At 70.3% G+C, this 13,038-nt stretch carries 10 protein-coding genes; 8 read left to right on the top strand and 2 right to left on the bottom strand.

Annotated features, from left to right (window positions below):
- Positions 1-17: 17 nt before the first annotated feature.
- Genes ACGFU7_RS01275 through ACGFU7_RS01255 form a run of 5 tightly spaced genes read left to right on the top strand, consistent with a single transcriptional unit; the run spans position 18 to position 4,807 of the window.
- On the top strand, positions 18-803 hold the full coding sequence (locus tag ACGFU7_RS01275) for an SDR family oxidoreductase (RefSeq protein ID WP_393691084.1): 786 nt from the start codon (positions 18-20) through the stop codon (positions 801-803).
- Between the two features lie 40 nt (positions 804-843).
- Entirely contained in the window at positions 844-2,523 is a 1,680-nt protein-coding gene (locus ACGFU7_RS01270; RefSeq protein ID WP_393691082.1) for a thiamine pyrophosphate-binding protein, read from the top strand.
- Positions 2,520-3,482 carry a PDR/VanB family oxidoreductase gene (locus ACGFU7_RS01265; RefSeq protein ID WP_393691080.1) on the top strand — a complete coding sequence of 321 codons (963 nt, stop codon included), beginning with the start codon at positions 2,520-2,522 and terminating at the stop codon, positions 3,480-3,482. The genes ACGFU7_RS01270 and ACGFU7_RS01265 overlap by 4 nt, the downstream gene beginning before the upstream one ends.
- A 22-nt stretch (positions 3,483-3,504) precedes the next feature.
- Complete coding sequence (locus tag ACGFU7_RS01260) at positions 3,505-3,726, top strand: recombinase-like helix-turn-helix domain-containing protein (protein WP_266362133.1); 222 nt, start codon at positions 3,505-3,507, stop codon at positions 3,724-3,726.
- 7 nt (positions 3,727-3,733) lie between these two features.
- Entirely contained in the window at positions 3,734-4,807 is a 1,074-nt protein-coding gene (locus ACGFU7_RS01255) for a Rieske 2Fe-2S domain-containing protein (protein ID WP_393691078.1), read from the top strand.
- 62 nt (positions 4,808-4,869) lie between these two features.
- On the opposite strand, the gene ACGFU7_RS01250 is transcribed toward ACGFU7_RS01255, so the two are convergent.
- Entirely contained in the window at positions 4,870-5,406 is a 537-nt protein-coding gene (locus ACGFU7_RS01250; RefSeq protein ID WP_393691076.1) for a MarR family winged helix-turn-helix transcriptional regulator, read from the bottom strand.
- 153 nt (positions 5,407-5,559) lie between these two features.
- Here ACGFU7_RS01250 and pepN point away from each other — a divergent pair, with 153 nt between their 5' ends.
- The 3 genes from pepN (at position 5,560) to ACGFU7_RS01235 (ending at position 11,106) form a co-directional block, all read left to right on the top strand.
- Positions 5,560-8,064, top strand: coding sequence for an aminopeptidase N (gene pepN, locus ACGFU7_RS01245; protein ID WP_393691074.1), 2,505 nt, complete (start codon positions 5,560-5,562; stop codon positions 8,062-8,064).
- A 229-nt stretch (positions 8,065-8,293) separates the two neighbouring features.
- Complete coding sequence (locus ACGFU7_RS01240) at positions 8,294-9,691, top strand: pyridoxal phosphate-dependent decarboxylase family protein (protein WP_393691817.1); 1,398 nt, start codon at positions 8,294-8,296, stop codon at positions 9,689-9,691.
- Positions 9,688-11,106 (top strand): lysine N(6)-hydroxylase/L-ornithine N(5)-oxygenase family protein, encoded by a 1,419-nt coding sequence (locus tag ACGFU7_RS01235; RefSeq protein ID WP_393691072.1) that lies wholly within the window; start codon positions 9,688-9,690, stop codon positions 11,104-11,106. Before ACGFU7_RS01240 ends, ACGFU7_RS01235 begins: the two co-directional genes overlap by 4 nt.
- A gap of 99 nt (positions 11,107-11,205) precedes the next feature.
- Here the strand turns inward: ACGFU7_RS01235 and ACGFU7_RS01230 are convergent, their stop codons facing one another.
- Positions 11,206-13,017, bottom strand: a complete 1,812-nt coding sequence (locus ACGFU7_RS01230; protein ID WP_393691070.1) for a bifunctional metallophosphatase/5'-nucleotidase — start codon at positions 13,015-13,017, stop codon at positions 11,206-11,208.
- Between the last annotated feature and the right edge of the window lie 21 nt (positions 13,018-13,038).

The raw sequence follows: 13,038 nt of genomic DNA, 5'->3' as shown, positions 1-13,038 counted from the left end.
AACGCAAGGAGCACCACATGGACCTACGCCTCTTTGGCCGCAGCATCCTCGTCACCGGTGGCAGCTCCGGCGTCGGCCTCGCCACGGTCCGCATGCTGCTCGCCGAAGGCGCCCGCGTCGCCACCTGCGGCCGCCGCGCCGACGCCCTCACCGCGGCCCTCGACGGTCTCGCGGGACCGGACAGGCTGTACCACGCGCCTTGCGACGTACGCGACGAAGCCGCCGTAAGGGCGTTCACCGAAGCCGCGGCCGAACGCCTCGGCGGCCTCGACGGACTCGTCAACAACGCCGGTGCCTCCCGGATGAAACCCTTCGCCGAGACCACCGCCGACGACTGGCGCGACGAACTGGAACTCAAGTTCTTCGGCGTCCTCAACCCCCTCCACGCCGCCCTGCCCCACCTGCGGAAATCCGGCAACGCCTCCGTCGTCAACATCAACGCGGTCCTCGCCAAGCAGCCCGAGACCCGGCTGATGACGACCAGCGCGGCCCGCGCCGGCATCCTCAACCTTTCTACCTCCCTGTCCAAGGAACTCGCCCCCGACGGCATCCGCGTCAACTCCGTCTGCCTCGGCCTCGTCGACACCGGGCAGTGGGAACGCCGGTACGCGGCCTCCGGCAGCCCCCTCGACTACGCCGCCTGGCAGGCCGAACTCGCCGACGACCGCGGCATCGCACTGGGCCGCCTCGGCAACGCCGACGAAGTCGCCTACGCCGTAACGGCGTTGCTCTCGCCCAGGGCCTCGTACATCACCGGCACCACCGTCGACGTCTGCGGCGGCGTCAACCGATCCATCGCATAACCCCCCCACCCCCGTTCACGTACCTCAGGAGCGCAACGACATGACCCAACCCAACGGCGGCGACCTGCTCGTCGAGACGCTGCGCGGACTCGGCGTCGACACGGTGTTCGGCATCGTCAGCGTGCACAACCTGCCGCTCGTCGAAGCCGTCGACCGCGATCTGCGCTTCGTACCCGTCCGCCACGAGGCCGCCGCCGTCAACGCGGCCGACGGCTACGCCCGTGCCACCGGCGGCCTCGGCTGCGCCCTGACCAGCACCGGCACGGGAGCGGGCAACGCGGCAGGCTCCCTCATCGAGTCCCTCAGCTCCGGCACCCCCGTCCTCCACATCACCGGCCAGATCGACAGCGAGTACCTCGGCTCCGGACGCGGCTTCATCCACGAGACCAAGGATCAGCTCGGTATGCTCCGCGCGGTCTCCACCCATGCGGTCACCGTCACCGACGCCGCGAGCGCGGGCGACATCCTGCGCGACGCCGCCGCCCGCGCGCTGACCGCCCCGCACGGCCCGGTCAGCGTCGAATGGCCCATCGACCTGCAGTTCGCCCCCCAGCAGCTCACCGGCACACCCGTGCGGACCGCACCCGCGCCCGCGCTGCCCGACCCGGCACTCCTCGACGAGGCCGCCGCGCTGCTGTCCGCCGCGCGCCGCCCCCTCGTCTGGGCGGGCGGCGGAGCCAACAGCGCACGCCCCGAACTCGCCGCGCTGCTCGACGCGTTGAACGCCGGACTCGTCACCTCCAACTCCGGACGCGGCTCGGTCCCCGAGTCCGACGAGCGGGTCCTCGGCAACTACGCCACCGCCCCCGCGGGCCGCGCACTGCTCGCCGAAGCCGACGTACTGCTCTCCATCGGCACCCACTTCCGCTCCAACGAAACCGCCGACTACACCCTCGAACTTCCCCGGGTCCACATCCAGTTGGACCTGGACCCGGCCGCACCGGGCCGCGTCTACCCGGCCACCTGCGCCCTGCACGGCGACGCGACGACCGTCCTCGCCGCACTCCTGGGACGCGTGACGAGCGGCGGTACGGAGACGAGCTGGCCGGCCCGCGTACGCAAGGCCCGCACCGACGCCCGCAACGCACAGCGCCACGCCATCGGACCGCAGGCCGCCATCAACGACGCCATCCGCGACGCCTGCCCGCCCGGGTCCGTGATCGCCCGCGACGTCACCATCCCCTCCTCCACCTGGGGCAACCGGCTCCTGGAGATCACCGACCCGGCCACCAACGTCTTCCCACGCGGCGGCGGCATCGGACAGGGCCTCGCCATGGGCATCGGCGCCGCCCTCGGCCGCCCGGACGTCCCCACCGTCGTCATCGCGGGCGACGGCGGCCTCGCCGTCCACCTCGGCGAACTCCTCACCCTCGCCCAGGAGAAGCCCCACCTCACCCTCCTCGTCTTCAACGACGGCGGCTACGGCGTCCTGCGCAACATGCAGGACAACCACTTCCCGCGCCGCTCCGGCGTCGACCTCACCACCCCCGACTTCGAGCGGCTCGCCGCCGCCGTCGGCCTCCCGTACGCCCGGATCGCCTCCGAAGCCGACGCGGGCCCCGTCATCAAGGAGGCCACCGCCGCCGAGGGGCCGGTCCTCGTCGAGATCGACCTCGCCGCACTCGGCCCGATGAACACCCCGTTCACCCCGCCCGTCAAGCTCCCCGCGACCGCCACCGCGACCCCGACCGCCACCGGGCTGGGAGGCACCCCGCAATGACCAGCACCCAGGAAACCCGGCTCGACCTGCTCGTCCACCGGATGACATGGGAGGCCGACGGCGTACTCGGCGTCGAACTCACCCACCCGGACGGCAGCCCGCTGCCCGCCTGGCAGCCCGGCGCCCACATCGACGTACACATCGGCGGGCACATCCGGCAGTACTCCCTGTGCTCCGACCCGGCCGACACCACCCACTGGCGCATCGGCATCCTCAGGGAACCCGCATCCCGCGGCGGCTCCGCCCATATCCACACCCAGCTGCGGCCCGGCCAGATCCTCCAGGTCCAGGGCCCCCGCAACCACTTCGAGCTGGACGCCGGCCACGACGCCGAGGCATACCTCTTCATCGCCGGTGGCATCGGCATCACCCCGATCCTCGCCATGGCCCGCGAGGCGGCCCGCACACGGACCCCCTGGCGGCTCGTCCACGGAGGCCGCAGCCGCACCTCGATGGCCTTCGGCGCGGAACTCGCCGCACTGGCCGAACTCCCGGACGGGTCAGTCGATTTCGTACCCCAGGACGAGCGCGGGCACATCGATCTCGACACCCTCCTCGGGAACGTTCCCGAAGGTACCCAGGTGTACTGCTGCGGCCCCGAACCCCTGCTCGCCGCCGTCGAGGAACGCTGCCCGGCCGCCCGTACGGAACGCTTCGCCGCCCCCGTGGCACCGCCGCGCGACGGCGAGGACACCGGCTTCGACGTCATCTGCTCCCGCACCGGGCGCACGGTCGAGGTCGGCCCCGGCAGCTCCGTACTCGACGCACTGGAAGGTGCGGGTATCACCGTGCCGTCCTCCTGCCGCGACGGGATCTGCGGCACCTGCGAGACCAAGGTCCTCGAAGGCACCCCCGACCACCGGGACTTCCTGCTCTCCGAGGGCGAGAAGGCGGCGGGCGCCTCGATGATGCTCTGCGTCTCCCGCTCCCGCACCCCGCGCCTCGTCCTCGATCTGTGAACCACCCCCGAAGGGAGCCGACATGACAACCCCGCAGTACCTCAACCCCCACCAGGCACGCAGCGCCGAGCCGACCCCGTACGAGAAGAAGCTCGCCGCAGTGATCGAGGAGGTCTTCGGCACCGGCACCCACGACCTGCCCGGCCTCGTCGCCGGACTCAACGCCCGCGACCTGCCCGCCCCCGACGGCAGCCCGTGGACCGAGGACACCTTCCGCAGCGAGATGCGACGACTGGGAGCGTGAGACAACCATGACCACCGACACCACCACCGTGACGCTCACCGACGAGGCCACCCGGCCCTCCGAAGTCGCCCTCCCCGGCAACCGCACCGCCGACCGGCTCTTCGCCACCGGCATCCGCAACCAGTGGTACGCCGTCTGCCCCTCCGACTTCGTCCCCGCCGGCGGCATGAAGCGGCTCACCCTCCTCGGCGAACAATGGCTGCTCTTCCGCCGCGCCGACGGCACCCTGCACATGCTGGAGGACCGCTGCCCCCACCGCGGTGCCCGTCTTTCCCTGGGCAAGCACCTCGGTGACCGCATCGCCTGCTGGTACCACGGCGTCCAGGTCGACGGCACCGGCACCGTCGCCGCCGTCCCCGGGCTGCCCGGCTGCAACCTCGAAGGCAAACAGCTCGTCGCCGCACCCCACGTCATCGAGACCGGCGGCGCGATCCTCGCCTACTTCGGCGACGGCCGGCACCCCGAACCGGCACCGCTCGTACTGCCCGAGCAGCTCACCGACCCCGGCACCACGGCGTTCCTCTGCTACGCCGAGTGGAACGTCAACTGGCGCTACGCCGTGGAGAATCTGCTCGACCCGATGCACGGGTCGTTCCTGCACCGCGACTCGCACAGCATGTCCGAGGGGCAGACCACCGCCCGCTTCCGCATCCGGGAGACCGAGCGCGGCTTCTTCTTCGAGAAGACCGACCAGAGCGGCGTCAACTTCGACTGGGTCGAGCTCTGCCGCACCGGCGTCGACTGGGTCGACCTCACCATCCCGTACCCGCCCACCGCGGGCCCCGGCGGCCCGTTCGGCATCGTGGGCATGGCCACCCCCATCGACGAGGAGCGCTGCGCCGTCTTCTTCTGGCGCTACCGGCGCGTGACGGACTGGCAGCGCGACACCTGGCGCTTCCTGTACAAGACCGTGCTGGAGGACCGGCACTGGGAGGTTCTCGAACAGGACCGCGTCATGCTGGAGGAGCTCCGCACCGACGCCGACCAGGCGGAGAATCTGTACCAGCACGACCTGGGTGTGGTCCGCGTACGCCGCATGTACCGCACGGAGGCGGAAGCGCAGGCCGAGGCGACCGGCTGAACCGATGCCCTCAATCGCCGGACGGGCTCGGCTTTCCCGCCCGTCCGGCGACCGGCGACGAACTACGCGTCCTCCTCCGCCGCCAGCACCGACCGCTCCAGCTTCTCCAGCAACCGGGCCAGCTGCCGGCACTCCGCGGGAGTCAGCCCTGCCAGCATCCGCCGCTCGTTGTCCAGGTGCTCGGCGAACAGCTCGTCGATCGTCGACAGACCCTCGTCCGTGAGCCGCGAATGCACCACCCGACGGTCCTGAGGATCACGCTCCCGCAGGATCAGACCGTCCTTCTCCAGCCGGTCGATCCGCAGCGTGACCCCCGCCGAACTGATCAAACCGGAATCGGCCAGCTCACCCGCCGTACGACGGAACGGCGCCCCCGCCCGGCGCAGCGCCGTCAGCACATCGAACCCGGCCATCGACAGGCCCTTGCGCTCCACCGGCCGGGAGATCGCCGCGCTGTACCGCAGGAACGCCCGGTGCAGCCGGCCGAACACCTCCAGCGGAGCCGTATCCAGATCCGGCCGCTCCCGCCGCCAGTCCTCGACGATCGCCGCCACCGCGTCCCGTCGCGTCGCGGAAGCGGAAGCCGCGTTCTTCGTCATTCCGGGCACTCCTCCGTGCAGGAACACAATGGGTAGGAATCTTAGCCCTGAAAGGCCCGCTGATTCTTCCCGCCGATCCTTGCCGCCAGGCCTTCGATCAGCCCTGGGAGAACCCGCCTGCGCCCGTTCCACTCCGTACGGCAGCATGGGTGCATGTCCGTACTGACGCGCGACGAAGCGCAGACCCGAGCCCAGTTCCTCGACGTACACCGGTACACGATCGACCTCGATCTGACCGGAGGGGAGGAGACCTTCGACTCCCGCACCGTCATCCAGTTCACCGCAGCCGCGGCCGGAGACACGTTCGTCGAGCTCAAGCCGGCCACCCTGCGCTCGATCAGCCTCGACGGACAGCCCCTCGACCCCGCCGACCTCACCGAGAACCGCTTCCCGCTCACCGCACTCACCGCCGGCGCACATGAGATCCGCATCGACGCCGCCATGCGCTACTCCCGCACCGGCGAAGGCATGCACCGCTTCACCGACCCGACCGACGGCGAAACGTACCTCTACACCCAGCTGTTCATGGAGGACGTCCAGCGCGTCTTCGCCGCGTTCGACCAGCCCGACCTCAAGTCCGTCTTCGAGCTCACCGTCACCGCCCCCGAAGGCTGGACCGTCCTCGGCAACGGCGTCGCCGAGCACCGGGGCGACGGCCGGTGGACCCTGGCAGCCACCCCGCTCATCTCCACCTACCTCGTCGCCGTCGCCGCAGGCCCCTGGCACTCCGTGACCACCGAACACGCCGGACTGCCCTTCGGCATCCACTGCCGCCGCTCCCTGGCCCCGTACCTCGACGCGGACGCCGACGAGATCCTCGACATCACCCGCGCCTGCTTCGACCGCTTCCACGAGAAGTTCGACGAGCCCTACCCCTTCGACTCCTACGACCAGGCCTTCGTACCCGAGTTCAACGCGGGCGCCATGGAGAACCCCGGACTCGTCACCATCCGCGACGAGTTCGTCTACCGCTCCGCCGTCACCGACACCGAGCGCCAGACCCGCGGCATGGTCATCGCCCACGAGATGGCCCACATGTGGTTCGGCGACCTCGTCACCCTGGCCTGGTGGGACGACATCTGGCTCAACGAGTCCTTCGCCGAGTACATGGGCTACCAGACCCTCGCCGAAGCCACCCGCTTCACGGACACCTGGGTCGATTTCGGCGTCGCCCGCAAGGGCTGGGGATACGACGCCGACCAGCGCCCCTCCACCCACCCCGTCGCCCCCGACCCGGCAGCCGTCCCCGACACCGCGTCCGCGATGCTCAACTTCGACGGCATCTCCTACGCCAAGGGCGCATCCGCCCTGCGCCAACTCGTGGCCTGGCTCGGCGAAAAGGACTTCCTGGCCGGCATCAACACCCACTTCGCCCGCCACAAGTTCGCCAACGCCACCCTCGCCGACTTCATCGACAACCTCGCATCCGCCACCGACCGGGACGTCCACGCCTGGGCCGACGCCTGGCTGCGCACCACCGGAGTCGACACCCTCACCCCCCGGGTCGAGGAGTCCGACGGCATGTGGTCACTCACCGTCGACCACGACGGCAGCCGCCCCCACCGCATCGCCGTCGGCGCGTACGACCACGCCCCGGACGCACACCCCGGCCCCGACCGCCTCGTCCTGCGCGACCGGTTCGAGATCGACGTCCCCCAGAACGACACGGTCAAGGAACTGCCCGGCCGGCGCCCCTCCCTCGTCGTCCTCAACGACGGCGACCTCAGCTACGCCAAGGTCCGCCTCGACGCCAAGTCCTGGGACACCGTCGTACGCGACCTGTCCGGCATCCCCGACGCGCTGACCCGCGCCGTCGTCTGGAACACCGCCCGCGACATGGTCCGCGACGGCGAACTCGCCCCCACCACCTACCTCGAAGCGGCCCGCGCACACCTCCCGCACGAGACCGACCTCGCCCTCGCCCAGGGCGTACTCGCCTTCGCCGACGCCCAGATCGCCGGCCGCTACCTCGCCCCCGAGGACCGCCCCGCCGCCCTCGCCACCCTCACCGCACTGTGCCGCGACCTCATCCGCCGCACCGAGGACGGCCACAACCCCGGCCTGCGCCTCGTCGCCGTACGCCACCTCATCGACGCCGCCACCCAGCCCGACACCATCCAGGACTGGCTCACCAACGGCACCGTCCCCGGCGGACCCGAACTCGACCCCGAACTGCGCTGGCGCATCCTCACCCGCCTCGCCGTCCTCGGCGCCACCGACGAAACCGCCATCGCCGCCGAACTCGAACAGGACCCCAGCGCCACCGGACAGGAAGGCGCCGCCCGCTGCCGGGCCGCCCTCCCCACCCCCGAGGCCAAGGCCGCCGCCTGGCACGCCCTGTTCAACGACGACAGCCTCTCCAACTACCTCTTCACCGCCACCGCCCAGGGCTTCTGGCAGCCCGAACAGGCCGACCTCGTACGGGACTACGTGCCCCGCTACTACCCCGAGGCGACCCGGCTCGCCGCCCGCCGCGGCCCCGCCATCGCCGAAGCCGCCGGCCGCCACGCCTTCCCCGCGTACGCCGTCGACGCCGACAGCCTCCACCTCGGCGAACAGGCCCTGAACGACAAGGCCCTCATCCCGGCCCTGCGCCGCAAGCTCATCGACCAGATCGACGACCTGCGCCGCGCCCTCGCCGTACGCGACGCCCACTGACCCACTGGGTCGGCACCACCCGTGCCCGGCGCCACCCCCACCACACGGGGACGCGCCGGGCACACCCATATCCGGCGCCACACCCATACCACCGGAACCCCCGAATACGACCCCGCGCCCTTCCCGCATCCCCCTTTCGAGTTCAGATCACCGAGCTCTGCGGCCGCGCCCCCGGAAATCCGGACAAGCTGGCATGTCCACCCATGCGCACCCGAAGGGCCCCACCACCATGCCCACCCCGCCCCTCGCCGGATCGACCACCGGCCCCGCCGCCCTGCGCCCCCTCATCGACACCGTCCTCACCGCACTCCACGACGGCGCCCACCGACGCGACGGCCCCCTCCCCGCAGGCGGACCCGACGCCATCACCCCCCGGATGCGCACCGCCACCCACCCCGTCATCCCCGACCACGGCACCGGCCCCCACGACGCCCTGCGCACCCTCGTCAGCGCCCTCGCGGAAGGCGCCGCAGACCCCGCACACCCGCTCTGCGCGGCCCACCTCCACACCCCGCCCCTCGCCCTCGCCGCCGCCGCGGACCTCGCCGCCTCCGCCCTCAACCCCTCCATGGACTCCTGGGACCAGGCCCCCGCAGCCTCCGCCCTCGAAGCCGACATCACCGCGGCACTCGCCGCCGAGGTCTACCCCCACCAGCCCTCACCCGACGCACTCGTCACCACCGGCGGCACCGAAGCCAACCAACTCGCCCTGCTCCTCGCCCGCGAACGCAACGGCCCCGTACAGACCATCTGCGCCGCCAACGCCCACCACAGCATCACCCGCGCCGCCTGGCTCCTCGGGCTCCCCGAACCCGTCGTCATCCCCGCCCCCGCAGGCGTCATGGACCTCGCCGCACTCGACGAAGCCCTCACCGAACTCCACCGCCCCCTGCTCGTCACCGCCACCGCGGGCACCACCGACACCGGCCGGATCGACCCGCTCGCCGACATCGCCGACCTCTGCACCACCCACGGCGCCGAACTCCACATCGACGCCGCCTACGGCGGACCCCTCCTCTTCAGCCCCACCCACCGAGGCAAGGTCCACGGCCTCGACCGCGCCCACAGCGTCACCCTCGACCTCCACAAACTCGGCTGGCAACCCGCATCCGCAGGCATCCTCGCCGTCCCCGACCGCACCCACCTCGACGTACTCCACCACCGCGCCTCCTACCTCAACGCCGACGACGACACCGAAGCCGGCCTCCCCGACCTCCTCGGCCGCTCCCTGCGCACCACCCGCCGCCCCGACGCCCTCAAGATCGCCGTCACCCTCAAGGCCCTCGGCCGCACCGGACTCGCCGACCTCATCGACCGCACCGTCGCCGCCGCCCACCACCTCGCCGACCTCATCGCCAAAACCCCCACCCTCGACCTCTACGACCGCCCCACCATCAGCACCGTCCTCTTCCGCCCCACCGACGCCGACGACAACACCGTCGCCACCATCCGCCGTGCCCTCCTCACCCGGGGCCACGCCGTACTCGGCCGCGCCCACACCGACGGCCGCCTCTGGCTCAAGGCCACCCTCCTCAACCCCCACACCACCCCCGACGACCTCCGCACACTCCTCGACCTCGTCAACCACCTCGCCAACGACCTCGCGGAAGGCGGCACCCCCCGATGACCGACCTGCCCACCCCCGAAAACGACCAGCCACACGACCTCGTCGGCATCGGTATCGGCCCCTTCAACCTCTCCCTCGCCGCCCTCGCCCACGGCATCCCGGGCAACCCCCACCCACTCGCCACCACCTTCTACGAACAGCGCCCCGCCTTCCACTGGCACCCCGGCCTCCTCATCGACGGAGCCAGCCTCCAAGTCCCCTTCCTCGCCGACCTCGTCACCCTCGCCGACCCCGCAAGCCCCTGGACCTTCCTCAACTACCTGCGCAGCCGCGACCGGCTCTTCCCCTTCTACTTCGCCGAGCGCTTCCACATCCAGCGCGCCGAATACGACGCCTACTGCCGCTGGGTCAGCGACCGGCTCCCCGGCCTCCACTTCGGCCACCAGGTCGACGCCGTCCGCTGGAACAGCGAACGCGGCCTCTTCGAAGTCGACTTCACCCAACTCGACACCGACGGCGAAGCCGAAGCACTCGGCCGCGCATACACCCGCCACATCGCCCTCGGAATCGGCACCGAGCCCTACATCCCCGACCCCCTCAAACCCCTCGCCGAAGCCGGATCCGTCCCCGTCATCCACTCCGCCGACTACCTCGACCACCGGGAAAAACTCCTCGACGCCGAACACATCACCGTCATCGGATCCGGACAGTCCGGCGCCGAAATCTTCCTCGACCTCCTGCGCGCCCGCCCCGCAGGCCGCGAAAAACTCCACTGGCTCGCCCGCACCCAGGCCTTCGCCCCCATGGAGTACTCCAAACTCGGCCTGGAACACTTCACCCCCGACTACAGCCGCTACTTCCACGCCCTGCCCGAATCCGTACGCGACGAACTCGTCCCCCACCAATGGCAGCTCCACAAGGGCATCGACGCCGACACCATCGCCGCCATCCACGACGAGCTCTACCGCCGCACCCTCCACGGCGGCTGGCCCGACGCCACCCTCACCCCCGGCGTCTTTGTACGCACCGCAGGACGCGTCGCCAGTACCCGCGTCGAACTCCACCTCGAACACACCCAGCAGAAAACCCGCTCCCGCCTCACCACCGACGCCGTCGTCCTCGCCACCGGCTACCGCGAACGCTCCCTCGACCGCATCCTCACCGGCCTCGACCCCTACATGCGCCGCGACGCCTCCGCACGCCCCCGCATCGACGACCGGTTCCGCCTCGTCCTCGACCCCACCGTCACCGGCAACGTCTACGTACAGAACGCCGAACGCCACACCCACGGTGTCGGCGCCCCCGACCTCGGACTCGCCGCCTGGCGCAGCGCCACCATCCTCAACAACCTCACCGGCACCAACGCCTACCCCCTCCCGCAACGCACCGCCTTCACCACCTTCGGTCTCACCCCCCGGACATCGCCCATCCCCGCCCAGAACCCCGGCCTCATCCCTCTCGTCCAGGGCAACTGACACCCGCCCCCCCCACACACACAGACAGAAGGCGGCCGCCCCCTCCGGAAGGAGAAGACGGCCGCCGACCCACACCACTACACCGCCGGGGGCGACCGCCTAGAACACCGGCGTACCGTCCCGCGTCAGACGCCAGTCCACCGAAGCGAACTGCGCACCGTCCACCGAACCCTTCGCCTGCACCCAGGCGATGATCGTGTTACGGATCTCCTCCGAGTTCGCCCACAGCTGCTTGGCACCCGGCACATGCGGGAAGTTGCCACCGCCGCTCGCCCGGTAGTTGTTCACCGCCAGCACGAACTGCGCCGCCGGATCGACCGGCTTGCCCTCGAACGACAGATTCACGATCCGCGAACCATTCGGCTTCGCAATGTCGATGTCGTACGTCAGACCCGACACCGCGTCGTAGTTGTAGTCCGGAGTGTTGTCCGCGTTCGTCAGCTTCGCCGTGTCCACCGGAGCGCCGGCCGCCGTCTGCACGTAGTACCGGGCCGAGAACTCCAGATAATCCTTGATCTGCGCACCGGTCAGCAGCCGCGCCTCAAGGGTGTTCTCGAACGGGTACAGGCCCGCCGCGTCCTTGATCGTCACATTCCCGGCCGGGATCTGCGCCGTACGCGAGAAACAGGACGCCTGCGAGAGAACGGGAAGCGCCGCGTACTCACCACCCGCCAGCGCCGCCTTCACCGTCTCCGCCTGGACGACATTGATCAGATCGATGATCGGCTCGTCCTTCCAGGCCGCCTCCGCCGTCGTCATCGCCGCCGTCGACGTGCCGATGACCTGGTTGACGTACGCCACGACCTTCTTGTGCTCGTCCATGAGCAGCTTCGTGATCTCCGGGTCCTCGGCCACGGTGTTGGAGTTCAGCACCTGCGAACCCGCCTTCTCCACCACCCAGCGGCCCTTCTCCCACACCAGATCGAAGTCGAACAGCGTCAGCCGCTGGCCCCACTTCAACGGCTCGGAGAGCACCACCTTCTTGCCGGTCTGCTTGTTCTCCACGAAGTACTCGGGGATCTCCAGATGCGCGTGCCCGACCAGGATCGCGTCAATACCCGGAACCTGCTCGGCCACCAGACCGGCCGCGTTCTCGACATACGGGATCTGATCACCGTACGACGACGTACCGCTGTTGCCCGAGTGCGCCGAGACGATCACGACATCCGCGCCCATGGAACGCAGCCGCGGCACGAACTTCGCCGCCTGCTCCTCCAGACCGGGGAACACCATCTTCCCGCTGACGTTCGCCTTGTCCCAGATGGCGATGCCCGGGTTGGTCAGACCCAGAATCGCGACCTTCACATCCGGACCGTGCGGGGTACGCATCTTCTTGATGACGTACGGGGCGAACGCCGGCCGCAACGTCTTCGCGTCCAGCGCGTTCGCGCCCAGCAGCGGGAAGTCGCACTGCTCCTCGAACTTCCGCAGCACCGGGATGCCGTAGTTGAACTCGTGGTTGCCGAGCGCCGCGGCGTCGTAGCCGATCGCGTTCATCGCCTGCGCCATCGGGTGCACCGGGCCGCGCTTCGCCGTGATCGGATCGATCTTGGCGTAGTAGTACGACAACTGGGTGCCCTGGATCGTGTCACCCGCATCGATCATCAGGGTGTTGTGGCGGCCCTTCTCCCGGCGCACCTGGTCCACCAGGGTGGAGATCTTCGCCAGACCGACGTCATTGTGGGCCTTGTCGTCGAACTCCTTGTCGGTGAAGTAGTCCCAGTTGAAGACGTTCCCGTGCAGATCGGTGGTGCCCATCACGGTGAACGAGTACCGCTTCGGCGGACGCCCGTGGCCGTGCCCATGGCCATGACCGTGGGCGGCGGCAGGAACGGCGGAGCCACCCGCGATCGCCACACCGGCACCGGCGGCCGCCGATGTGCCCAGGAACGTCCTACGGTTCAGCGGCATTTCGTCTCCCACATCTCAGTT

The sequence above is a fragment of the Streptomyces sp. NPDC048473 genome, from assembly GCF_043200155.1.
Lineage (GTDB): Bacteria > Actinomycetota > Actinomycetes > Streptomycetales > Streptomycetaceae > Streptomyces.
This window is presented reverse-complemented; position numbering and strand designations above follow the sequence as displayed.